The 24082-nt window shown below is 49.6% G+C and carries 24 protein-coding genes; 13 read left to right on the plus strand and 11 right to left on the minus strand.

All coding sequences use genetic code 11. The features are described 5' to 3' along the window. Window positions 1-40: 40 nt before the first annotated feature. Window positions 41-1357 carry an APC family permease gene (locus B2Q61_RS12535; protein WP_290620464.1) on the minus strand — a complete coding sequence of 439 codons (1317 nt, stop codon included), beginning with the start codon at window positions 1355-1357 and terminating at the stop codon, window positions 41-43. A gap of 12 nt (window positions 1358-1369) precedes the next feature. Between B2Q61_RS12535 and B2Q61_RS12540 the strand changes: the two genes are divergently transcribed. The 6 genes from B2Q61_RS12540 to B2Q61_RS12565 all read left to right on the plus strand — a co-directional run bounded on the left by B2Q61_RS12540 (window position 1370) and on the right by B2Q61_RS12565 (window position 5189). Next, on the plus strand, window positions 1370-1525 hold the full coding sequence (locus B2Q61_RS12540; RefSeq protein WP_290620462.1) for a hypothetical protein: 156 nt from the start codon (window positions 1370-1372) through the stop codon (window positions 1523-1525). An 11-nt stretch (window positions 1526-1536) separates the two neighbouring features. Continuing rightward, on the plus strand, window positions 1537-2376 hold the full coding sequence (locus B2Q61_RS12545; protein WP_290620460.1) for a BON domain-containing protein: 840 nt from the start codon (window positions 1537-1539) through the stop codon (window positions 2374-2376). A 117-nt stretch (window positions 2377-2493) separates the two neighbouring features. Beyond that, window positions 2494-2910 (plus strand): DUF4398 domain-containing protein, encoded by a 417-nt coding sequence (locus B2Q61_RS12550; protein ID WP_290620458.1) that lies wholly within the window; start codon window positions 2494-2496, stop codon window positions 2908-2910. After that, complete coding sequence (locus tag B2Q61_RS12555; RefSeq protein WP_290620457.1) at window positions 2907-3869, plus strand: OmpA family protein; 963 nt, start codon at window positions 2907-2909, stop codon at window positions 3867-3869. Before B2Q61_RS12550 ends, B2Q61_RS12555 begins: the two co-directional genes overlap by 4 nt. Before the next feature lie 110 nt (window positions 3870-3979). Beyond that, on the plus strand, window positions 3980-4345 hold the full coding sequence (locus B2Q61_RS12560; protein ID WP_290620455.1) for a hypothetical protein: 366 nt from the start codon (window positions 3980-3982) through the stop codon (window positions 4343-4345). A 118-nt stretch (window positions 4346-4463) separates the two neighbouring features. Further along, entirely contained in the window at window positions 4464-5189 is a 726-nt protein-coding gene (locus B2Q61_RS12565; RefSeq protein ID WP_290620453.1) for a GGDEF domain-containing protein, read from the plus strand. A 46-nt stretch (window positions 5190-5235) separates the two neighbouring features. Here the strand turns inward: B2Q61_RS12565 and B2Q61_RS12570 are convergent, their stop codons facing one another. Then, window positions 5236-5994, minus strand: a complete 759-nt coding sequence (locus B2Q61_RS12570) for a Crp/Fnr family transcriptional regulator (RefSeq protein ID WP_414631483.1) — start codon at window positions 5992-5994, stop codon at window positions 5236-5238. A gap of 186 nt (window positions 5995-6180) precedes the next feature. On the opposite strand from B2Q61_RS12570, the gene B2Q61_RS12575 reads away from it, so the two are divergent. Continuing rightward, complete coding sequence (locus B2Q61_RS12575) at window positions 6181-6327, plus strand: lmo0937 family membrane protein (RefSeq protein WP_290620452.1); 147 nt, start codon at window positions 6181-6183, stop codon at window positions 6325-6327. Between the two features lie 75 nt (window positions 6328-6402). On the opposite strand, the gene B2Q61_RS12580 is transcribed toward B2Q61_RS12575, so the two are convergent. The 3 genes from B2Q61_RS12580 to B2Q61_RS12590 form a co-directional block, all read right to left on the minus strand. Then, window positions 6403-8331: an alpha/beta fold hydrolase gene (locus B2Q61_RS12580; RefSeq protein WP_290620450.1), complete on the minus strand. Its 1929-nt coding sequence runs from the start codon at window positions 8329-8331 to the stop codon at window positions 6403-6405. 85 nt (window positions 8332-8416) lie between these two features. Next, window positions 8417-8665: a GNAT family N-acetyltransferase gene (locus tag B2Q61_RS12585; protein WP_290620448.1), complete on the minus strand. Its 249-nt coding sequence runs from the start codon at window positions 8663-8665 to the stop codon at window positions 8417-8419. 2 nt (window positions 8666-8667) lie between these two features. Next, on the minus strand, window positions 8668-8982 hold the full coding sequence (locus B2Q61_RS12590; protein ID WP_290620446.1) for a hypothetical protein: 315 nt from the start codon (window positions 8980-8982) through the stop codon (window positions 8668-8670). Between the two features lie 54 nt (window positions 8983-9036). Here B2Q61_RS12590 and B2Q61_RS12595 point away from each other — a divergent pair, with 54 nt between their 5' ends. Beyond that, the gene (locus B2Q61_RS12595; RefSeq protein ID WP_290620444.1) at window positions 9037-10281 is read left to right on the plus strand and encodes an NRAMP family divalent metal transporter; all 1245 of its coding nucleotides are present in this window, start codon (window positions 9037-9039) and stop codon (window positions 10279-10281) included. Window positions 10282-10286: 5 nt separating this feature from the next. On the opposite strand, the gene ilvN is transcribed toward B2Q61_RS12595, so the two are convergent. Both ilvN and B2Q61_RS12605 read right to left on the minus strand, forming a co-directional pair. Then, on the minus strand, window positions 10287-10778 hold the full coding sequence (ilvN, locus tag B2Q61_RS12600; protein ID WP_290620442.1) for an acetolactate synthase small subunit: 492 nt from the start codon (window positions 10776-10778) through the stop codon (window positions 10287-10289). Between the two features lie 2 nt (window positions 10779-10780). Next, window positions 10781-12520, minus strand: a complete 1740-nt coding sequence (locus B2Q61_RS12605) for an acetolactate synthase 3 large subunit (RefSeq protein ID WP_290620440.1) — start codon at window positions 12518-12520, stop codon at window positions 10781-10783. Between the two features lie 304 nt (window positions 12521-12824). Here B2Q61_RS12605 and B2Q61_RS12610 point away from each other — a divergent pair, with 304 nt between their 5' ends. Both B2Q61_RS12610 and B2Q61_RS12615 read left to right on the plus strand, forming a co-directional pair. Continuing rightward, window positions 12825-13670 carry a tetratricopeptide repeat protein gene (locus B2Q61_RS12610; RefSeq protein WP_290620438.1) on the plus strand — a complete coding sequence of 282 codons (846 nt, stop codon included), beginning with the start codon at window positions 12825-12827 and terminating at the stop codon, window positions 13668-13670. Beyond that, window positions 13670-14872 (plus strand): methyltransferase, encoded by a 1203-nt coding sequence (locus B2Q61_RS12615; RefSeq protein WP_290620436.1) that lies wholly within the window; start codon window positions 13670-13672, stop codon window positions 14870-14872. The genes B2Q61_RS12610 and B2Q61_RS12615 overlap by 1 nt, the downstream gene beginning before the upstream one ends. On the opposite strand, the gene B2Q61_RS12620 is transcribed toward B2Q61_RS12615, so the two are convergent. The 3 genes from B2Q61_RS12620 to speA all read right to left on the minus strand — a co-directional run bounded on the left by B2Q61_RS12620 (window position 14869) and on the right by speA (window position 18708). Further along, window positions 14869-15816: an acyltransferase gene (locus tag B2Q61_RS12620; RefSeq protein WP_290620435.1), complete on the minus strand. Its 948-nt coding sequence runs from the start codon at window positions 15814-15816 to the stop codon at window positions 14869-14871. The genes B2Q61_RS12615 and B2Q61_RS12620 overlap by 4 nt on opposite strands. Continuing rightward, on the minus strand, window positions 15816-16709 hold the full coding sequence (locus B2Q61_RS12625; protein ID WP_290620433.1) for an acyltransferase: 894 nt from the start codon (window positions 16707-16709) through the stop codon (window positions 15816-15818). The genes B2Q61_RS12620 and B2Q61_RS12625 overlap by 1 nt, the downstream gene beginning before the upstream one ends. A gap of 112 nt (window positions 16710-16821) precedes the next feature. Beyond that, on the minus strand, window positions 16822-18708 hold the full coding sequence (speA, locus tag B2Q61_RS12630; RefSeq protein WP_290620431.1) for a biosynthetic arginine decarboxylase: 1887 nt from the start codon (window positions 18706-18708) through the stop codon (window positions 16822-16824). A 135-nt stretch (window positions 18709-18843) separates the two neighbouring features. Here speA and speE point away from each other — a divergent pair, with 135 nt between their 5' ends. From speE to B2Q61_RS12645, 3 genes are all read left to right on the plus strand, one after another. Beyond that, entirely contained in the window at window positions 18844-19707 is an 864-nt protein-coding gene (gene speE / locus B2Q61_RS12635; RefSeq protein WP_290620429.1) for a polyamine aminopropyltransferase, read from the plus strand. Window positions 19708-19831: 124 nt separating this feature from the next. Beyond that, window positions 19832-20281, plus strand: coding sequence for a DUF4124 domain-containing protein (locus tag B2Q61_RS12640; protein ID WP_290620427.1), 450 nt, complete (start codon window positions 19832-19834; stop codon window positions 20279-20281). Window positions 20282-20594: 313 nt separating this feature from the next. Further along, the gene (locus B2Q61_RS12645; protein ID WP_290620426.1) at window positions 20595-23180 is read left to right on the plus strand and encodes a TonB-dependent receptor; all 2586 of its coding nucleotides are present in this window, start codon (window positions 20595-20597) and stop codon (window positions 23178-23180) included. A gap of 88 nt (window positions 23181-23268) precedes the next feature. Here the strand turns inward: B2Q61_RS12645 and B2Q61_RS12650 are convergent, their stop codons facing one another. After that, window positions 23269-23901, minus strand: coding sequence for an OmpA family protein (locus B2Q61_RS12650; RefSeq protein ID WP_290620424.1), 633 nt, complete (start codon window positions 23899-23901; stop codon window positions 23269-23271). Window positions 23902-24082: the final 181 nt, after the last annotated feature.

Genomic DNA, 24082 nt, shown 5'->3' on the forward strand with positions numbered 1-24082 from the left:
ATCCTAAGGTTAACAACTTGTAGATTATTTTCTGGGTTGATTAATTTCCGGGGCCGGCTTGCCAGCGGGCCAGAAAATATAGCGCCGTGCCGAGTAATACAAAAAGTGCTGTGGCGATCACCGACGATAAACTGACCTGCAGCGCCAGCCAGCCACAGGCAGCAAGGCCCAGCAGCGGAATGGTATAGCCCAGTGGCAGCACAAAACTGTTGCTGACAGCCAGTTTGGGCCGCAGCACGGGCACAGCAGCGCAGGTAAGCCCGTATAATAATAAACGTGATACCACCGTCGCCGCAGCCAGCCATAAAAATGAGCCATACAGCGCAAGCATCAATGCCAGTACGCCAAAAAACATAATAGAGTTAGCCGGGGTTAAAAAATGCGGCTGTACCGCCCCAAACCAGCGCGGCAGGCTGCCGTCTTCGGCCAGTGCGAAGCTGGCGCGGGGCGTGGAAAATATTGCACCGAGCAAATTAGCCGCCACAGAGGCAACTACGCCCAGCATCAATACCATGGCGCCGGCAGGGCCAAACAGGGCGGCGGCGACATCCAGTAACGGGCTGCTGGAATTGGCGATATCTGTCACGGCAGCAACACTGACCAGTTGAATGCCAATGTATAGTAGGGTAACCAGCAGTAGGCCCAGGATCAGCGCCCTTGGCATATCCCGCGCCGGGTTTTTTGCCTCACCGGCGGGTACCACTACTGATTCAAAGCCAACAAAAGCATAAATCAGTAGTAAGGTCGCCGCCCCAATATCGTAGGGGCTGTTAAATACCGTTAATGGGTTAAAATCGGGCAGTAGCTTGGTGCCCAATAAGCTGGCGCCGGCAACAACCAACAGCAGCAGTACCGCAAACTTGATAACGGTAAGCAGCGCCAGCGAGCGCATGGCCCGCAACGAACCTACGACATTAATCAGAGTAAGGCTGACAATAATGGCTGCCAGTAACATCACACGGTTAAAACCTGCTATTGCCGCTGGCCAGAAGTAACCGATACTGTCGACTAACAACACACTGTTAGCAGCAAACGACACTAAACGGGCAATGTAATATAACCAACCGGCTTGAAAGCCGATAAAAGGGCCAAATGCTGCCGTGCCATATCGCACCGGGCCGCCACTACCGCGAAAATAACTGGCGAGCTCCGCCATGCAGAGCAAAATGGGCAGAATTAGCAGCGCACAAAACAAATAAATTAACGGACTGTATTCGCCGGCCAGTTTTGCGGCGCCACCTGGCAAACCGAAAATACCGGCACCAATTAAGCCATTCACCACCAGCAACCATAGCCCGAATAAGCCCAGGTGACGGGGCAGGGTATTGCCAGTGACAGCGGTTTTCAGATCAGGCATAGCAGTTATCCAATGTGGGTAAGCCCCTACTATAAAATGAATAAACCCTTGCTGCACGGCTTTGTTTACTATGCGCGCCAGCGCACCGATAAGCCTTTAATAGCGCGCTACAGTGTGTTAGCCGTGTGTACCATTCCGGTGGCCACCTTATGTTTCAGCACAATGTAAAGGATTAAAAAATGAAAACGTTAACACCGAAGTTACTGCTTGCTGGTGCTATCACGCTGGCGCTTAGCAGCACAGCCGTTATTGCCAGTGACAAAATGACCGCGAAAGATCTGAGCGGGCCTGTTGTTAATGCCCGCCAGGAAGCACAGATCTGGACTACCTATACCCTTAGCCCTTATCTGAGATCTAATAATCTCAGCGTGACGGTAGTAGATGGTAAAGCCACCCTTAGCGGCAATGTAGAAGAAGATGTCCACAAAGATCTGGCCGGTGCCATTGCGGCCGGCGTCAGCGGCATTGATGATGTCGATAACCAGATAAAAGTGAATGCAGATTATCAACAACCAGACCGCAGCAGCCGTGGCTATGGCGATGTGGTGGATGATGCCACTATCACTGCTGCGGTCAAATCGAAGCTGTTATGGAGCAAACACACTGAAGGGATGGATACCAAAGTCGAAACCAATGCCGGCAAGGTTGAGCTAAGTGGCACGGTGGCAACCAAGCAGGCAAAACAGCAGGCTGAAAAACTGGCGAAAAACACCGATGGTGTACGTTCGGTTGCCAACAATCTAAAGGTAAGTGATAAACCAGCGAAAGGTAAAAACGCCGATAAAAACGATGCGGACAAAGGCACCGTTATTGCGGATAGCTGGATCACCACCAAAGTGAAATCTACCTATATGTATTCCAGTAATGTGGCAGGTGCCGATATCTCCGTTAATACCGACAACGGCATTGTTACGCTCTCCGGCAAGGTCGACAGTGGTGCAGAACAGGCGCTGGCTATTGAACTGGCGCAAAATATCCGTGGTGTAAAAAGCGTCTCTTCAAAACAGCTTATTTACTAAGTTGCTAAGTCGCTACAGCTAGGGTGCAACTTTGCACAATGGCTGCGGTGCAATCCGATCACCCTCAGCCGTAAGTTTGGGCGCCTTGCTGCAGCCCTTTACCAGCAGGATCTGCACATGAATACCCGCATTTTTTCAGTGAAAACATCGTCTTTATATCGCCAGGCCCACTATCTCGTGCTGGTCAGTACCTCAGTATTACTGGCTGCCTGTGCTACTGCCCCTCAAGCCCCAACTGCCCAGCTGTTGACAGCAGAGCAAGCCATTGCCAGTGCCGAGCAGGCACAGGTTAATCGCTTCACCAGTACTGAACTAAGTACTGCCCGCACCGAGCTAGCCGCCGCACGCGCTGCCATGTTAGCAAAAGATATGCTGCAGGCAGAGCGACTGGCTGTGCAGGCTCAACTCAGTGCCAACCTGGCCATGGCCAATGCAGAATTGCTGAAAGCCAGAGCAATTAATCAGGATATGCAGCAAGGCATTCAGGCATTAACCCAGGAAGCGCAGCGTAACCTGTCGGGAGTCAAACCATGAACCAAATTAAACCCTTAGTTAAAAACGTTCTGAGCGTAGCGTTAGCCACCGTTTTTGCTGTCGGTTGTGCCTCGGCACCCAAGGCGCCGGCTGGCTCGGCAGAGCTGCGCCTGCAACTAAACCAGTTACAGGCTGACCCACAGCTGGCGCAACAAGCGCCGCTGGCTATTAAAGAGGCTGAGCAGGCGGTCAGACTGACCGAACAACCTGATCCAGATAACAAGCTGACCTCATACCGGCTGATAGTGGCAGAGCGCAAAGTGGCAATAGCTCGCAGCCTGGCTCAAACCCGGCTGTTAGAAGCACAGCGAACCGCCTTAACTCAGCAACGTGATGATGTAAGATTAAATGCCCGCACCCGCGAGGCGGCCACTGCCCGCGCCGATGCCAGTGTCGCCCGTCAGGAAGCAATGGCTGCCCGCAGTGAAGCTGAGCAGGCCCGCGAGCAAAGCTTGCAGGCTGACGGCCAGAAAGATCAAGCGCTAACCGAAGCTGCCCGGGCACGGGATGATGTTCGTGCTGCCCGGCAGCAAGCGGAACAGTCAGTAGCAACCGCGGCCGATTTGCGGGCTCAGATTGCTGAGCTTAATGCCAGGCCGACTGAGCTCGGCCTGGTGGTTACCCTGGGTGACATGCTGTTTAGTACCGGCCAGGCAGAACTTAAAGCATCCAGCAGTAACCATTTACTGAAGCTTGCCGGTTTTTTAACGGCCCAGCCAGAGCGGACAGCGTTGATTGCCGGGCATACCGACAATGTGGGTACTGCAGCATTTAATCAGCTGTTATCGCAGCGCCGGGCCGACGCGGTTAAAGAGTTTCTGGTGATGCAGGGGGTTGCTGGCAGCAGGCTCAGTACAATTGGCAATGGTCTCGACATGCCACTGGCCAGTAACAATACTTCAGAAGGACGAGCGCAAAACAGACGGGTTGAAGTGACGATTTTAAACCCAACACAGTAGTCTTTGGCGGTTTTGGCTGTGATGGCGCAGCCGGTCAGCACAGATAGACTATACTGAATATTCCGGCAACGTTGCTAAGGCTAACTTCACCAGTTACTAACGGAGGTATTATGGAATACTTTACTAAGCAGAATATTAATCAGCATGCCGTTCGCCGTGGCTTAAAAACTGCCAGAGGCAGTTTACACAACGCAATCGATAACGTAACAGACAGAGCCGCACCCGCGTTCAGAAGGATGTCTGGCAGAGCATCGCATGCTGTTGACAGAATGGCAGATGGCGCTCACGTGGCTGCTGATGCTTTATCTCATAAAGGCGAGCAGCTGCATCATCTGCAACAGCAGCTGGTTGCCGGCAGTCGCAGCACAATAAGAAACCGGCCCCTACTGGCGGTGGGTATTGCCGTCGCCGGCGGCGTACTTTTAAGCTGGTGGTTAAGCCGTCGTAACCGCAACCAGGAAGAGGATGTCAGCTAATATGGTTGTCATATTGTCCAGGGGTTACTTTATTACAACCCTGTGTGTGGCAGCGCACACACTGAATAGCAGTGACACTGTATAGTCGAGCTCTTTGGACAGTTAACGGAGCAAGCTTATGTTAGAAGAACCTGAGCATGTTGAATCGCAGCTGCTCAGGAATGTTGTGCTGCAAATTAACTATAATGCCCAGCATGCTGAGCTGGTGCAGCTGCGCTGTGAGTTTCTATTGCAGCGTAATAGCTGGGATAAACAGCAACATAAATTGCAGCATGCTAACCAGCAGTTATCACAGGCCTTGCAACAGGCCGGCATATTAAATACCCATACCCAGGTGCAGCTGCATCAGGCAAAGCTGAATAATCAGTATGATGCGTTAACGCTAACCCTGAACCGCAGTGCGATGCTGGACCGGATAGGTTATGCATTTAGCATGGCGAAACGTCAGCAGAGTCAGTTTGCGTTGTTATTTATTGATTTAAATAATTTTAAGCCGGTAAATGATCAATATGGTCATGAAGCCGGGGACAAGGTGCTGCAGCAAGTCAGTGCCAGGCTAAAAGCCGCCGTTCGTGATAGTGATGCGGTAAGCCGGCATGGCGGCGACGAGTTTTTACTGTTGCTGACTGATATAAAAAGCGATGAGGATATCAGCGCTTTCGCTGATAAATTACAGCACATTCTGGCTGAGCCCTATCAGCTGGGCAATAGAAGTGTCTGGCTGTCTGCCAGCATTGGCATATCGGTATTTCCGCGAGATGCTGCTACCGTCAGCGAGCTGATTGGCTGTGCCGATGCAGCGATGTATCGCGATAAACAGCACAGCAAACGTCGCATCGGTTAATATCTTTTTTTCCAGTAGCAATTAATGTTACTTTTAGCAGGCTTCGTTATGGTTTGCTCGCAGCCCTATAAGAGGGTAGCAGGCGATCAGTTTCTTTTTTCACCACGGCATAGCATTCGCAGCAAAGTTTTTCCAGCTTGGCGCGGCAGGTAACAGTGATATGACCACGGCTGTAGTCAATAACGCCTTGTTTATGCAGATGTCCTGCCGCTTCAGTTACTCCTTCACGGCGAACCCCCAGCATGTTGGCAATCAGTTCCTGGGTCATCACCAGGTGGTTGTCTTTTAACCGGTCCAGCGACAGCAACAACCAGCGACATAGCTGTTGCTCAATACTGTGGTGGCGGTTACATACTGCGGTTTGGGCCATTTGGGTGATTAGCGCCTGCGAATAGCGCAACATTAAGGTCAGCAACTCGCCATGGCGGTTAAACTCATCTTTCATTCGCTGGCCCAGCAAACAATAACCGTAGCCGGCACTTTGCACCAGGGCCCGGCTTGTGGTGCTTTCGCCGCCCATAAACAGCGCGATACCAATTAAGCCATCATGGCCCACTACTGATATTTCTGCAGACGAGCCGTTTTCCATGACATAGAGCAACGAAACAATACTATCGGTGGGAAAATAAACATAACGCAACACATCGCCGGACTCATAAAGCACCTTGCCCAGCGGCATTGCCACCAGTTCCAGGTGGGGAAACAGCCGTTGCTGCACTTCTGAGGACAACGTATTCAGCAAATCATTATCCGTCGGTTGATGTTCAGTGGCAGCAGCGTGCAGCTTTGAAACAGGTTGGGGCATTACGTCGTCCTTGTCGGCGTGATTTTAGCTCAACAGTATAGTTGAATAAGTTGTTAACTCTGTACGTTGTCGCACATATAGCTCATCGCTGCTGAAAAAGGTAATGCCCTATGTTAGATAGCGCACATATGATTGATTAATCGCCCTGTATAGTAATGCTCTTTGGACAATTAACAGGGAAACGTTATGTTAGAAACCATCATTGTATTGCTGATTATTTTATGGGCGCTTGGCCTGGTGTCGTCTTACACCATGGGCGGGTTTATCCATATTTTACTGGTTGTCGCCCTGGTGGTGGTTGCCATCAGGCTGATTAAAGGCCGCAGAATCTGAAGCCCAATGTTGAAAAACAAACAGGCCGTTATACAAACGGCCTGTTTATTATCAGTATTTTAAGGTACTTCCGAATTACAAATACTGCTTTAAAAACGCCAGATAGGCTTGCTGCGCTTTAATCCGGTTGCTCTTTTTCAAAAAGCCATGACCTTCATCATCAAATAACACATATTCAACCGGTACGTCGTTAGCGCGAATGGCCTCGACCATTTCATCGCTTTCCACCTGCAGTACCCGCGGGTCGTTGGCGCCTTGTACTACCAGTACCGGCTTTTGCACTTTGTCACCATGAAATACCGGCGATATCCGGCGCAGCCGCTCACCATCTACTGCCGGATCGCCAAGCTCAGCATAAAGGGATTCACGAAATGACTCCCACCAAGGTGGAATGCTTTCCAGGGTGCGAACCCAGTTGGTTACCCCGAAGATATTAATGCCAGCCTCAAACTCATCGGTAAAGGCCATTGCCGCCATCGTCAGGTAGCCGCCGTAACTGCCACCAATTACGCCAATACGTTCGCCCGCCACCCAATCGAGGTTTTGCAGATATTTTTTGCCGTACACAATATCCTGTAAGTCATCTTCGCCATGGCGTAAGTCATCCAGATGATAAAAGGTTTTACCATAGCCTGAAGAACCCCGGTTATTAACTGATAACACCGCATAACCATGATTAACCAGATGCTGGATCATCGGGTTGTAACCGGTACGCGACTGCCCACCCGGGCCGCCGTGGATCCAGACTAATGCCGGTACCTTAGCATTGGGATCGGCCTGATGCGGCTTATACAGCAACGCCGGTATGGTGACATCATCGAAGCTGTTAAAGCGTACTACCTGGCTTTGCACCAGATGTTGCTCGTTAATACTGCTGTCCAGTGCCTGTGTTAACCGTTTGGCCTGTGGGCTGCCCAGCTGCCAGACATATAAATTAGACGGGCTGTTATCGGCATTTAAATAAAAGCTCATGTATTTACTGTCGTCAGAAAAGCTGACGCCGCGTAAGTCACCCGCCGGCAGGTCGGGCAGCTGCAAGGCTTTGTCATTTTTCAGATCGGTAATACTGATAACGGTGGACGCATCGGCATTAATGCCTTGCACCCGGTAGCGTTTGTCGTCACTGAAGTAAATAAAACTGATATCCCAATCAGCGGTACTGTACGCCGAGGTTGCGCCGCTTTGCAGGTTGTAGCTGTAGGCTGCCACAAACTCACTTTTACCATCAGCGCCAAACAGTAATGCTTTACTGTCCGGGGTGAAGCCATAAATCTGATGCGAAATATTGCCCTGATGTTCAGTAATTAATACCGGCTTGGGAGTGGCGCTACCAAGGTCAACCAGAAACAGGTTGTTATCGGCATTATTGCGCTCTTTGCTCAGCGCCAGATAGCGACCATCTTTGCTGACATTACTGATGCTATAACCATCGTCATTCTGATAGACCCGCTTGCGGCTGTAGTCTTTGCTGTTGTAATGATAAAGATCGAAAAAACGCGGATCGCGCTCATTGGTAGCAATGTAAAAACTGCCGTCGTTGTGCCAGCCGGCAAAATAGGCCTTCAGCTTATCACCGGGAGTCAGATCGCGCACAGTGCCGTCGACTTCACGCAGATAAACATGATTTAGCTCATTGCCGCCCTGATCTGCGGTATACAGCAGCCGGTCATCATTGGGGAACCAGCTGACCGGAAAGGCCGGGTCGGTGGTGGACTGGGTTAACGGTTGCCAGTTTTTGCCATCCATACTGACCCGATACAGGTTAAACACCCCTGTTTCATCCGACGCCACCAGTATGGCGCTGTTATCATGATTAATATCATTACCAAAATACGTTTTAGTAGCAAAAAATTGCTCGGCGCTGTACTGCGGCACATTCGTTGACGTATTTTGAGATACGTTGTTGTGGCCGGCTGGTGAGGTTGTATCAGTGGTATTATTACAACCGGCTAACAGGGCGCTGATGAACAAAGCAAACAGAGTAAAACAAAGGCGAGATAGCATACATTTTCCTTTTTAATGTTGATATAAGTGATCACGACTGCCTTACCTGTGATGGGTTACCTGAGTTTTGCCAGCCAATATGTGGCTATTTCAAAAACTTCTTTACATACCAGCAACTGGCATGAATGGTCAAATCCTGGGCTCTTGCCCATGCCAGGCCGTGGCGCACCAATTTTTCAGCTAAACCCTGGCCCCGCAATTCAGGCGGTACAAAAGTATGGGTAAAATTAATGGTATTACCGGCCAGCTGATAATCCAGTTGCGCTTGCTCGCCATCTCCGGCCAGCACGAAACGTTGGTTCCAGGCCTGATGAATGATTTCGTCACTTGTCATGCTTACTCCTCCTCCAGCCACGGGGTTTGCGGCAGCAAATTTAAATGGCTGACATAGCGTGCCAGATTAAAACTTTGCTGATGTTCAATTACATCGACCATTTCCGGCGCCAAAGCACAGGCGATTAGTGCAATTGCATCATCATAACTGTTACCCGTCATGCGCAGGCGCATCAAGGTGGCCTTGACTTCAGTGGGGTAGTTGTCGGCCAACTGGTTTTCAACCACTTCAAATATCATGGCCTGATCAAGCTGTTCATCCTGCATGCCGTTACCTTTTATCTGTTTATCAGCACAGTAAAACTGTTGCTGCATCATTAATATGCTTAGGCTAAGCTAGCCACCAACAAATAACAATAAGCAGTGTAGACTATGCAAGCTGAGCAACAAGGATGGCGTGGTCGGGTGCAGGCATTAGGCCCGGGTATTTTAATGGCAACCGCGGCGATTGGCGGCTCGCATCTGGTGGCGTCTACTCAGGCGGGTGCGTTATTTGGCTGGCAGCTTATCTGGCTTATCTTATTAGTAAATATTTTAAAATATCCGTTTTTCCGCTTTGGCGTGCAGTATACCCTCGAGCATAACGAAAGCTTGCTGCAGGGTTATCAGCGCAAGGGTAAGGCCTATTTTTACAGCTTTATCGGCCTGAATATTATTGCTGCTGTGGTGAATACCGCCGGTGTGTTACTGCTAACGGCCAGCCTGTTGCATTACGCCCTGCCATGGCCGGTGGCCGTGCCGCTGCTATGTGCCCTTATTCTGGTGCTGTGCCTGGCGATTTTACTGCTGGGCCATTACCGGGCACTGGATAACGTCGCCAAGCTGATCATGGTGTTGCTGACGGTAACGACGGTAGCTGCAGCCGTTATTGCCGCCGCCAATGGTGCCAATGCGCCGGCTGATTTTGTCGGGCCGTCGCCGTGGCAGCTGGTGACTCTTGGCTTTCTGGTAGCGCTAATGGGCTGGATGCCGGCGCCAATTGAAATTTCTGCCATAAGCTCATTGTGGCTCAAAGCCAAGCTGCGCCAACAAAGCATCAGTCGTCAGCAGGGATTATTTGATTTTAATCTGGGCTACTGGTTAACCGCTGCACTGGCGCTGGTGTTTGTCAGTCTTGGCGCCCTGGTGCAATACGGCTCCGAGCAGGACATCGCGCTGGCCGGCGCCGCTTTTGCCCAGCAGCTGATTGGCATGTACGCCAGCACAATAGGCGACTGGGCAAGGCCGCTGGTGGCGCTTATTGCGTTTTTATGTATGTTTGGAACTACCCTGACCGTACTGGATGGCTATGCCCGCACCTTAAATGAATCTTTTACCTTACTAGGCTGGCAACAGCCGGCTAATCATCATAGTCAGAATATCTGGTTGCTGGCGCAGGCAGCCAGTGGTATGGCGCTGATTTTGTTTTTCAGCGCTGCGCTGGGGCCTTTGCTGACCTTTGCCATGACCCTGGCATTTTTAACCACACCGGTATTTGCCTGGTTAAATTACAGTTTGATGGCCGGCAAAGGTGCCAATGGTTTAAGCTGGCCGCTGAAATTATTAAGCTGGGCAGGCCTGATTTATCTGACAGGCTTTGCCCTCTTATTTCTGACCTGGTTTGGTGGCTTTTTATAACCTGCTTACAACGCCAGGGTTTTCTCGCCGCGGGCAATCCCTGAAACCCCGCTGCGCACCACTTCTAAAATAGCGGTGCCGGCTAGTGCCTGAATAAAGGCATCCAGTTTATCGCTGGTACCAACTAACTGCACCGTGTAGGTGCTGGCGGTAACATCAATAATCTGGCCGCGGAAAATATCAGCACAGCGTTTTACTTCATCGCGTGTCGCGCCACTGGCTTTGACTTTTATCAGCATCAGCTCTCGTTCCAGATGCGGTGCATCATTTAAGTCGGTCAGTTTTACCACTTCAATCAGTTTGTGCAACTGCTTGGTAATTTGCTCAATCACCTGATCATTGCCATGGGTTACCAGAGTTAAGCGCGATAAGGTGGCATCTTCAGTGGGCGCTACGGTCAATGAATCAATGTTGTAACCGCGCTGGGCAAATAAGCCGACTAAGCGGGCCAGCGCGCCGGATTCGTTCTCCAGCAATACAGAAATAATATGGCGCATGGTTAGGTCCTCTCTGTCTTGCTTAAGAACATGTCATTCATCGAGCCACCCGGGATCTGCATCGGATAAACGTGTTCTTTCGGGTCAATATGAATATCCAGAAACACCAGCCTGTCTTTCAGGGCAAAGGCTCGCTCCAGCGCCGGAATAAGCTGCTCAGGTTCGGTTACCCTAATGCCGACATGGCCGTAGGCTTCAGCCAGTTTGACAAAATCGGGCAGGGAATCCATATACGAGCTGGCATAGCGTGACTCGTAATTCATATCCTGCCACTGCTTAACCATGCCTAAATAACCGTTGTTCAGGTTGATGATTTTGACCCCCAAGCCATACTGCTTGCAGGTCGATAATTCCTGAATATTCATTTGAATAGAGCCCTCGCCGGTCACACAGACTACATCGGCGTCCGGGTAGTTCAGTTTCACCCCCATCGCCGCCGGCAGGCCAAAGCCCATGGTGCCAAGGCCACCGGAGTTGATCCAGCGGTTGGGTTTATTAAAGCCATAGTACTGGGCAGCAAACATCTGGTGCTGGCCAACATCACTACAGACATAAGCATTGCCGTGGGTAATTTTACTTAGCTGCTCAATAACATATTGCGGTTTCAGTAACGGCGCAGCATCGTCGTAGCGGCCGCCATGCACGGCGCGCCATTCCTCAATTTGCTGCCACCATTTTTTCATCGCGCTGGCGTCCAATTTCTTTTTCTTTTGCTTTAGCAGCTCCAGCATTTCAGTCAGCACCGGCTGCACCAGGCCGACAATCGGAATATGGGCATTGATGGTTTTACTGATGCTGGCCGGGTCGATATCAATATGGATAATAGTGGCATCGGGACAGAATTTTTTGGTGTTGTTGGTCACCCGATCGTCAAAGCGGGCGCCGACAGCCAATATAAGATCGGCGTGGTGCATGGTCTGGTTGGCTTCAAAGCTGCCATGCATGCCCAGCATGCCGATAAATTGCTTATCGCTGGCCGGGTAGCAGCCCAGGCCCATCAGCGTATTGGTTACCGGCAAATTCAGTAATTGCGCCAGTTCGGTCAGTTCATGCGAGGCGCCACCCATTATTACCCCGCCACCAGCGTACAAAATTGGTTTTTTCGCCGCGAGCAGCGCCGTAACAGCCTTTTTAATCTGGCCGCTATGGCCTTTTAGTTTTGGCTGATAAGAGCGCAGTTTTACTTCACTGGGATAGTGGTATGCGAAAGTCTGGCTGGGAATGGTCATATCTTTCGGAATATCAATCACCACCGGCCCGGGCCGGCCGCTCTGGGCGATATAGAAGGCTTTTTTTATAATAGCCGGGATATCTTGTGGCCGGCGCACCGACATATTGTGTTTACAAATCGGTCGCGAAATACCGAGCATATCGGTTTCCTGAAAGGCATCATCACCGATTAAATGGCTCATCACCTGGCCGGTTAACACCACCATCGGAATAGAATCCATATAAGCGGTAGCAATGCCGGTTACTGCGTTAGTGGCGCCGGGGCCTGAAGTCACCAGTACCACCCCGGCTTTGCCACTGGCCCGGGCATAGGCATCGGCCATGTGGGTTGCCGCCTGCTCGTGGCGCACCAGCACATGCTTTACCTTGGTTTGCTGAAATAATGCATCATAAATATGCAGTACGGCGCCACCCGGATAGCCATAAAGATACTCTACTCCTTCATCGGCCAGCGCCCGGATAACCATAGCGGCACCCGATAACATCTCGGTTTGTTTTGTTTGGCTTGTCATGGTGTTGTCTCATAGTTTTTTATAGCAAAAGCGAGTGGCCAACGCTGCATAACCAGCATCGGCTCAATAATCTGCAGTACGCGTATGGTACCGCCTGTTTGCTACATGGACGGGTTGTAAACTATGGCGCTCTTGTTGTTGCTTCTTTTGAAGTCGTATTATCTGAACGCTATAACAACTTACGGGATCTCAGCGCCAATGTCGATGGTTTTTTCGAATTTGCGCCATCCCTTGCAGTGCTTGTAAAATAGCGCAACCGGCCACATAGTTAGGCCATTATGGCGAAATACAGGACCTGTCAGTTATGCAAAGCCCCATTGTAGAAGTCACTCTCCAAAATGCCCGTGAAGTGCTGGAGCAATCAAACACCCAACTGGTACTGTTTCAGTTTCATTCAGCACGCAGTGAAGGTTGTCAGCAGCTAACCCCCATTTTAAAGGCGATCGTTCAACAGTACCCCAAGCAATTGTTGTTGGCACGAGTAGATTGTGACCAGCAGCAAGACTTAGCCATGCAATTTGGTGTGCAGTCATTGCCCACCGTCATGCTGATTAAAGATGGCCGTCCGGTAGATGGCTTTGCCGGTGTTGAAACTGAACAAGCAATATTGGCCCGCTTACAGCCTTATCTACCTAAGCCGGAGGATGAACTGATTGCCCGGGCACAGCAGTTTCTGGCAGAGCAAAACCCGGCTGAAGCGTATCCATTATTTAAACAGGCGCTGGATTTAGCACCACAGCGGGCTGAGCTGAAAGTCTGGCTGGCGGATACCGCGGTGAGTTTAGGTCAGCTGCCGCAGGCACAAGCTTTACTGGCAGAGGTAAAGCTGGCCGATCAGGACAGCGTTTACAAAGCGGTTGTTGCTAAACTGGAGTTGGCGATGGAAGCGGCTGATACCCCGGAAATTCGTGCCCTGGAGCAGCAGCTGGCGGCCAAACCTGATGACAACAGTATTAAAGAGCAGCTGGCAGTACAATACCAGGCTGCACAGCGCAGCGAAGAAGCGCTGGCGCTGTTGCTGGGAATTTTACAGCAGGACCTCAATTACGGTGATAGCAAAAAACTGTTTCTGGATATTCTGGCAGCATTGCCCAAGGGAGATGCCGTTGCCAGTCAATATCGGCGCAAGCTTTACAGTTTGTTGTACTAGTGACTAGCCCGGCTTCGCTGCAGCAGGCTTTTATCGCGTGTAACGCGGTGCTTCAGCAATACCGGCAATACTGGCAGTTGGTGCCTTTTGCCTGCCAGCAATTGCCCTGGCATAACCCGGCGCTGGCAGAGAAATTGCTGGCGCTGCCAGAGCAAGAGCTGGCAGGTATTGACCAGAGCTCTGCGCTGCAGCAACAGCATTTCGGCGAGCTTTTTAACGGCTTATTTCAGCTGGAAAATTATCTGAACGCAGCGGACAACGTATTGCCAGCGACCGAATTAAAGCCGGTGCCGTTCTGGCTGACTAATGGCATTGCCGGACGTAAGCTGCAGCAGATTGACGCTTTTGCCCGCCAGTTGCCGGCCAGCAAGCTGCCAATGCTGGAATGGTGTGCCGGAAAAGGCCATCTGGGCCGGTTGCTGGCCTGGCAGTTTAACCGGCCAGTAACCAGTATTGAATGGCAACAGCAGCTCTGTGCTGATGGCAGCGCGCTGGCTAGTCAGTTTCAGATCCCGCAACGTTTTGTTCATGCTGACGTGCTGACAGTTCAGGGCAGCTCTGTGCTGGCACCGCAGCAGCAAGTGCTGGCGCTGCATGCCTGTGGTCAGCTGCATATCCAGCTGTTGCAGCACGCGGTTGCGACCGGTAGCCAGCAATTGAATATTGTGCCCTGCTGTTATCATTTAATTGTTGATGCGCAGTATCAGCCGCTATCAGCTTTGGCGCAGCAACAGGATCTGCGATTAAGCCAGCATGATTTAAAACTGGCGGTGCAGGGTCAGGTAACCGCCGGCGCCCGGATTGAAAAACTGCGGCATACCGAAGTGCAGTGGCGTCTGGCCTATCAGGCGCTGCGCGCTGATCTTACCGGTGAGACTGACTACCGACCGTTGTCGTCCGTTGCCAAGCACTGGTTCAGTGGCGACTTTGCGGAATTTGGCCGCTGGGCGGCGGAGCAGCATCAGCTGCCGCTGCCAGCAGTACCAGACTGGCAACATTATTTGCAGCAAGGTGCAGCGCATGCCGCGCTGGTGCGACGGATTGAACTGGTCAGGCATTTATACCGGCGGCCACTGGAACTGTGGCTGGTGCTGGATCGGGCATTATTTTTAGAACAGCATGGCTATCAGGTTAGGCTGGCTGCATTTTGTGACTATCAGGTCACACCGCGCAACCTGCTGTTGCAGGCTGAACGACATTAAAGCTGCGGTCCTGCCCGGCAGGCCAGTTGCTGTTCGGTAACAGTTTGCTGCTCTTGCTGGTAAAACGCCTGAATATGTTGATCTTTGCCATGCCAGCGCTGATTTAACCACAGCTGGAAGCGCTCGCGGAACATCGGATCATTGAAGTAATCGCCAATCACCTGCTCGTCTACTGCCAGCACATCGGCCTGAATAACAATACGTTTTAACCGTCCCATCAGCATGTCTAATGCAACATGCTGCTGATTATCCGGGTAAATTAGGGTGACATCTAAAATTGCATTAAACTGTTCGCCCATACTGGCCAGGGTAAAGGCAATACCGCCGGCTTTGGGGGGCAGTAAGTATTGAAAAGGACTACTTTTTGCCAGGCGTTTTTGCTCGGTACAGCGGCTGCCTTCAACAAAATTTATAATGGTCGTTGGCACCGTTAAAAATTTGGCACAGGATTTTCGGGTAGTTTCAATATCTTTGCCTTTTAAATGCGGTTGCTTTGCCAGCGTGGCCGCACTGTAGCGCTTCATATACGGCATATCCAGCGCCCAGCAGCCCGTTCCTAAAAATGGTATCCATTTTAACTGATCTTTTAAGAAAAACTTGGGCTCAGGAATAAGTTTATGGGCAAAGCCGCTGACTACCGGAATATCCAGCCAGCTTTTATGGTTGCTGATCAGCAAGTACCAGCTTTCCCGGTCCAGAGCCTGTTCGCCACTTATTTGCCAGTCAACGGCGTTAAATAAATTGATCAGGCCGGTATTAACTTGGGTCCAGCCTCGAAAACAGCCACGGCCAGCCGTCGCCAGCAGCCGGTGCACAGGCTTAAATGGCAGCAACAGTTTCAGGATGCCCAATGGAGTGACCACGATGCCCCAGAATGCCAGATTTAGCGCAAAACCCGTAAAACTGAACGGTAGCAGTAACCAACCCGGTAAAAAACTTAACATCAGCTTACTCCTTTATCTGCCAATGCGGCCAACTCCCGATCTTTCTGCTGCCATAGCTGGTTTACCCAGAGCTGAAACTGCTCACGGTAGACCGGGTCGTTATAATCGCCAACCAAATCACTGCTGATTGGCAGCACGTTAATGTGGACTGTTATATCACGAACCTTACCCGAAATATAATCCCAGAAACTGGGAATGCCCTGTGGATAATAAATGGTAACATTGAGCATTTTATGCAGCTGATCGCCCATGGCGCCAAGTACAAATGCTACGCCACCGGCTTTTGGTTTTAGCAAGCGCGCAAAGGGTGATTGCTGGATGTCATGTTTAGCTTTGGTAAAGCGGGTGCCTTCTACAAAATTCATAATGGTAGTGGGTTTAAACTGAAACTTAACACAGGCCTTGCGGGTAGTTTCGATATCTTTGCCCTGCAACTGCGGGTTTCTCAGCAAAAAGTTCTTGCTATAACGTTTCATAAATGGGAAATCCAGCGCCCACCAGCAAATACCCAGCAACGGCACATAAATCAGCTCTTTTTTCAGAAAGAATTTTATAAACGGAATTTTGCGGTTAAAAATATTCTGTAACACCAGAATATCAGCCCATGATTGATGGTTGGCTAGCAGCAGATACCAGTCTTTACGTGATAATTGCTCCAACCCCTGTACGTTCCAGCGAATGCGGGTAAATAAACGGGTGGTAAAGTTGTTGACGCTGATCCATGCCACGGCACAGGCATCCAGCAGATAAGTCATCCAGCTTTGCCAGCGTTTAATCGGTGGCAATTTCAGCACTGCCAGCAGGGTGACCGGTACAAACCAGAACAAGGTATTTAAGAAATATAATAATACCGATATTGTGCCGACAACGGGTTTAGGTAGAAACGAAAACATAGCGCACCTGGTTATTTAGTGTTGCCATCGCAGGCAACAGGAAATAAGCTTAAGACAAGTACAGAGCAGCCCCTGGCTGCTCTGTACTTGTCCGATCAGTGGCTATTCTAGCTTAATCTTCGAAATAGGTATAACCATAAACGCCGGATTTAAGTTCATCCAGCAACGCTTCTTTCTGATCGGTACTCATGTCCAGTTTAGCCAACTGGTTGCTATATGACGTTAGCAGTTTAGCGGCGTCAAACTGCACATAGCGCAGTACATCAGCTACCGTGTCGCCCTTGATAATATTGGTCAGCTTGTAACCACCGTTATCATTCAGTTCAACATGCACTGAGTCGGTGTCGCCAAACAGGTTGTGTAAATCACCAAGGATTTCCTGATAGGCGCCTACCATAAACATGCCCAGTAAATACTGCTCGTCTTCTTTATATACCGGTAGCGGCAGGCTTGATTCGATACCGTTGCCGTCAGCATAACTTTTTAACTGGCCATCAGAATCACAGGTTATATCCTGAATAATGGCTCTGTGGTCCAGCGGCTCCAGCATCCGCTCGAGCGGCATGACCGGGAACAGCTGGTCAATACCCCAGGCGTCGGGCATTGACTGGAACAGTGAAAAGTTAACGAATAATTTATCGGCCAGTTTTTCATTCAGTTCGTCGTGAATAGCCCGGTGCGAGCGAGCGGATAAATCTAAGTTAGCTCTTACTTTGTTAATGGTGGCAAAGTAAATTTGTTCCAGCAATGACCAGTCTTGCAGAGTGAGCAAGCCGTGCACGTATTGGGCATGGGCATCGGTGAAATAGTGAATAGCATCATGATAAGCCTCAACCGCCGAACGTGGCGTCACATTCTGGTAGGCCTCCCATAACCCTAAAATAACCGTAGGTGCATCGTCGCTGGGCTCAGGCAAATTGACTAAACCGGGCGCCCTTTCGATATCAATGGCATCAGTTACCAATACCGCATGATGCGCAGTCATCGCCCGGCCAGACTCGGTTATAATATTCGGGTGTGGCAGGTCATACTCGTCACATACTTCTTTTAAACCGTTCACCACATTGCGGGCATATTCCATCATGGTGTAGTTCATCGAACACGCAGAGCGGGATTTCGAGCCTTCGTAATCGACACCTAAGCCACCACCGACATCAACGGTGGTGATGGGGACGCCCAGGGTTCGTAATTCGGCGTAATGCCGGGCACATTCACGAATTGCGTTATGAATATCGCGAATGTTGGCAATTTGCGAACCGATATGAAAGTGCACCAGCTGAAGCAAATCCAGCTTGCCTGCCGCCCGCAGCACGTCAATTGCCTGCAGAACCTGGGTAGCCGTTAAACCAAATTTGCCTTTTTCACCACCGGTGTTTTGCCATTTACCTTTACCCACTGAGTTTAAACGGATCCGGATGCCAATACGCGGCGCTGCACCTAAGTTATCTATTTCGCGCAACAGGGTTTTTAATTCAGACAGCTTTTCAACCACCACATAGACGGTATGGCCCATCATCTGGCCAATGGTCGCCAGGCGCAAAAATTCGCTGTCTTTATACCCATTACAGACAATCTGCAACGGTTTTTCGGTAACCCCTAAAATGGCCATTAGCTCAGGTTTACTGCCTGCTTCCAGGCCTACTTTGCCACTTTCATGGCTTATTAAACGTTTAACGACAGAAAACTGCTGGTTTACTTTAATCGGATAAACGGCAGTGTACTGCCCCTGGTATTCTTTTTCGGCCTTGGCATTCTTAAATGACGTGATCAGGGTATCAACCCGGTGCTGCAATATATCGGTAAAGCGCACCAGCACCGGCAGTGTCAGGCCTTCTTCTTTAAAGCGGTTAGTCAGCTCAGGAAAACTGATTCCCGCTTTGCTATGATCCTGATCCGGATAGGCAATTAAATTCCCTTTCTGATCAACATCAAAATAGCCTTCACTCCAGACGGCAACGTTATAAATTGAACGTGCTTTTTCAATACCCCAATCAGCCATTACGATTCCTTAAATATTTCTCTGTCAGATAGTGTAAAGCCTATGCCGCTATGCTGCAGCAAAAAACGATAAAAATTTGTTTGTTGTCGCTCATACAGGCAAAATACGTGACCTATACGTAGAAGGGGAATAAAGATGTCAGTATTCGATGACAAAAAGTGGTTAACTGAGGTTTTTGCCGACAGCGGCAGCGTATTTGGCCTGGCCATTACCAAAAAGCTGGATGAAGTACAGTCGCCGTTTCAGAAAATTGCCATGTATGAAACCAGTCATTTCGGTAATTTAATGGTAATTGACGACGTGATCATGCTCAGTAGCCGTGACAACTTTTTGTATCATGAAATGCTGAGTCACCCGGTATTATTTACCCACCCTAATCCGAAAAACGTGGTGATTATCGGCGGTGGCGACTGTGGTACCTTGCGCGAAGTGTTAAAACACCCCGGCGTAGAAACGGTTACGCAAATTGATATCGATGAGCAGGTTACCCGGATGGCTGAAAAGTACTTCCCGGAACTATGCGAATCAAATAATGACCCTCGTGCCACATTACAATTTGCCGATGGTATTCAGTTTATGCGGGATGCAAAAGCAGAATCAGTGGATGTTATTATTGTTGACTCGACCGATCCGATAGGCCCCGGCGAAGGGCTGTTTAACCGGGCATTTTATGCCAGCTGCCTGCAAGCCTTGCGCGCTGGTGGTATTCTGGTGCAGCAAAGTGAGTCACCGTTAATTCATATGCCATTGTTATCGGCGATGCGGCAGGCGATGAGCGATGCCGGTTTTGCGGCGCTACAGACCCTGAACTTTCCGCAGATGGTATATCCTTCCGGTTGGTGGACCTGCACCCTGGCACGCAAAGGCGCAGCGTTCAATGGTTTTCGTGAAGCGGATGCGCAACAGGCTCCTTTTAATACAGAATATTACAATGTTGATATTCATAAAGCAGCCAGCGCCCTGCCAAACTTTATGAGAAAAGCGCTGGAAGCCAGCTAAAGAAAGGTGTAAGCCCGATCAACTAGTTTGCGGCGAGTGAATGGCACAAAATAATTCTCAGAGAAGGCTTGCTAAATTGGCAAGCATTTTGTACATTTATTGCTCATAAAAAGGGTGAAGTAATATGAGATACTTGTCGTTATTGTTTTTTGGGGCGTTTTCAGCGCAAGCGACGGTGTATAAATGTGAAACTAACGGCGTTGTTGAATTTAGCCAGTTTCCATGTGCCAAGGATGCTGAAGCAGTAGATATGCGGCCGGTGGGTACGGCCTTGTCAGGTACACCTGGTGAATTTAAACAGCAGGTTGACGCCGTGAAACGTAAAAGCCGGTTTGTCGAGTTTCAGATAGCTAAGCTTGAGCAGGAAAAAACGCTGTTACTCGAAGAGCTTAAAGCCGAACAGTATAAGTTACGACGCAGTTTCCCGCGGGCAGAAGAAGTGGCAGCCATTGCTCAGAAGATTGAGCGAACCGAGCAACGTTACGCTGAGCGTATCAGTACAGAGCGTGCTACTTTAAGAGGCTTGCAGGCTCAGGCAGTATCGCTTGAACGGCAATACGCCCAAAATCAGTAATTAATCCAAAACCGCAATTACCAAAAGCCCGCTAGATAGCGGGCTTTTATCTTTGGTCTGTTTTATGGCTGCAACCTGCCGCACAATAGCCCACCCTGTTCGCCGATATCCATATTTAACCAGCCAGATTAGGCCAGCCCTAACACTCAGTTACGCTAACCCGTCGAAATCATCTCCGGTAAAATATAAATAAAATTCACCTGGCAATATCATTTGTAATTATTTGTAATCCAAATGTGAAAGGGGTGGTTTCTATGCTACACATTTGTGGCTGTCTATGCGGCAGTACTAACACAAATAAAAAAGGAAGCATATGAATACGCTATTTAAATATTCACTTTGTGCGCTGGCAGTCAGTTCTACCGGTTTTAGCTGTGCCAGTTTCGCTCAGCAGAGCTCAACGGACGCAACTGCACCTCAGGTTGAGCGAATTGAAGTAACCGGCTCACGAATCAAACGTAATGATTTGGAAGGCGCCGCGCCAATTGATATTATCAGCCGTGATGAAATTGCAAAATCGGGTTTCTCCAACCTGCAGCAACTACTGGAAAGGACACCGGTTGCTGGTACTGGTACATTTTCTACCCGCGGCAATAACCAGGATTCAACCGCTAATGGTGGCGCGGCTATCAGCTTACGAGGCTTTGGTTCAGATGCGACCCTGGTGCTGATCAATGGCCGGCGGGTTGCAGTCAGTGCTTTTGCTGAAAATATTGCCAACTCCTTTGTCGATATTAATTCTATTCCGGTTGCCGCGATTGAACGGATTGAAATACTTAAAGATGGTGCGTCTGCTGTGTATGGCTCAGACGCTGTGGCTGGGGTGGTTAATATTATCTTACGCAAAGACTTTGATGGTGCTGAACTCAGTGTCAGTCATGGTGGCACGACCGGGCCATCCTATGATGAAACCTCAGCAAGTCTGGTATGGGGCGCTGAGACAGATGATGCCAACGCAACCCTAATTCTGGATTATTTTAAAAACACCGTGATTACCGGGGCAGAGATGGGCCGCTTTGGCACGGCAAATCAGGAACCCTACGGTGGTTTGGATTTACGCTCTTCCCGTGGTTTCCCGGGCAACTTCATTGTAAATGGTGAAACCCGTATCGACCCGGGTTGCCCGGCTGAAAGAGCATTCGGTCAAACCTGTGTATTTGATTATGGTCCTTTTGGTATGGTGGTTCCTGCCGCAGAGCGGGTGGGTGCAATTTTTCTGGGGAGTCAGAGCCTTGGCAATGATTTGGAAGGCTATATCGAATTAGCGGTTCAGCATAACCGTTCCCAGGCAGCAGGGGCGGCAACTCCACTAGATGGCGATGCCGGATTAACAGTTCCTGCTTCGCATCCAGATAACCCTTTTAATGAAGATATTGCGATAAACCGCTTTCGTACGGTAGATGCCGGACCGCGGACGTGGGATATAGAGTCTGATTCATTACGACTTGTCGTGGGGTTGCGCGGGCAATTGCAGAAATGGGACTGGGATATTTCTGCCCAGAAAGGCCGCAGTGAATCGATGCAAACCGGCAGCAAGCAACAGGGCTGGGTGCGCACTGATTTTCTGCAAGAGCAAATTAACTTAGGCAACTATAATCCATTTGGTGGCACCATTAATTCGCCAGAAGTGATTGACGCCATTACGACCTCGTTAGTTCGGCGTGGTGAGTCTCATATTACCGCATACGATGCCAGTATCAGCGGTGAAGCGTTTGAACTGGGGCAACAAATGGTCTCGTTTGCTGCTGGCGTTGAGTACCGGGAAGAAGATGCCTTTGACCAGCCGGATGATCAGTTTCAGCGCGGTCTTATTTTCGGTACTGAGTCGGTTTCGGCGCAAGCACAACGCGATCAATATGCGGCTTATGTTGAATTATTAGTTCCGCTATCTGATGAGCTTGAATTTACTGTCGCCGGTCGCTATGACCACTACAGCGATTTTGGCTCTACCACCAACCCGCAATTAAGTATGAAATGGCGGCCGCTGGAAAACTTTACCCTGCGTGCCTCATTCGGGCAGGGCTTTCGCGCCCCTTCATTGGCTCAAATTGGCTTGGGGCCATCTCAGGAATCGGTATTTTTCACAGACACCTTTCGCTGTCCAACGATTGATCCGAGCAATCCAGCCTGCGCAGCAACCGACTACACTATTGTGTTTGTTGGCGCTGAAGGGTTGCAACCAGAAGAATCTGAAACATTTAATCTTGGCTTTGTCTGGCAGGTAAATGATGAATTTGATGTCACAGCTGATGTCTGGAGCATTACGCAGGACAATAAAATCGACAAAAATAATTTTCAGAATGTCTATAACGCCGAATGTAATAACCAGAACAGTAGCATTTGCGTTCGCTTAGACCCCCTGCCAGGCCAAACCCTGGGTGAGTTGTCCCGCTTATTTAACAGTTATGTCAACATCAGCTCGCAGGAGGCAACAGGCATAGATCTGTCTACTTCATACCGGTTAGCGTTGCAGGATATGGGGCAAGTTCGCTTTAATCTGGACTGGTCATATATCAGTAAGTTCGAGAAAAATGGCATTGATTACGCGGGCGAATATAATTATCCGCAACATCGTTGGTTAGCTGCAGCAGACTGGAGTCATGGTGATTGGGGGGTCGTAACCAGCTTAAGCTACATTGGTGAGTTTGAAGACTATGCAGCACCAAGTGATGTTGAAAGTACATCAACACGCTCGATTAGTGCACAAATGCTGTTAGATGTGCAGCTGCGCTATAACCTGAACGATAGCACGCAGTTTGTGCTGGGTATGAATAATGCACTGGATGAAGATCCGCCGTTTGCAATAGGTGATGGTGATGCCGACTTATACGGCTATGCGTCGCGGGTGCATAATCCACGTGGGCAGTTTGTATACGGAAAAATCAGTTATCGCTTTTAATCAGCGTAACTAATAAAAAAACAGCGCCTGTTGGCGCTGTTTTTGATTAATTTAAGTTAATTGCTACTTTAACTTAATAGGTTGATTTTTATTCAACAATAGGTTCGATATGGATCTCTACCCGACGGTTTTGCGCTCGGTTAGCATCTGAAGTATTCGGTACTGCCGGATAATTTGGGCCGTAGCCCTGAGTTTCCAGTCTGACAGACTGCACGTTTTGCGCCATCAAATAGTTTTTAACGGCATCGGCACGGGCCATCGATAAATTCATATTATATTGATAGGGGCCGGTATCATCAGTATGACCGGCAATGACCAACATGGTTTTTTCATAATCGCGAAGTACTTTAGCTATATCATTAAATACCGGATACAAGTTTGCTTTAATATCTGACCGGTTAATATCAAAAGTAAGCTGGGCTGGAATTTCTAATTTTAAAATGTCGCCATCGCGGATTACTTTCACTCCTGAGCCGCTTAGCTCTTCGCGCATGGCTTTTTCCTGATTATCCATGTAGCTGCCAACGGCGGCACCTGCCAGGGCGCCTACAGCGGCTCCGATCACCAGGCGTTTATCTTTATGATTACCCGTAGCTTTTCCGGCAATAGCACCGGCAACAGCACCAATAGCGGCTCCTCTGGTGGCATTAGACTGATTAGCACAGCCGGCTAAGATCAGGCTGGCAACAAGGGTCGTAACAGCAAAAGACATAAACTTCATATTGGGCTCCTCATAATGATGTACTGAGCTTAACACTGTTCTCTGAATTGCTGCTGAACTTAATCATTTACTTAAGTGTATAGGCCTGGTTACTATCTTCCAAAACAGGTCATGTAGATTTTTTGTAAATGGAATTCCCTTTCGCTGCTTTTTTGGGTAAGGTAGCTAAGTTTTTTGGTAG

Source organism: Arsukibacterium sp. UBA5043, assembly GCA_002415085.1.
GTDB lineage: Bacteria > Pseudomonadota > Gammaproteobacteria > Enterobacterales > Alteromonadaceae > Alishewanella.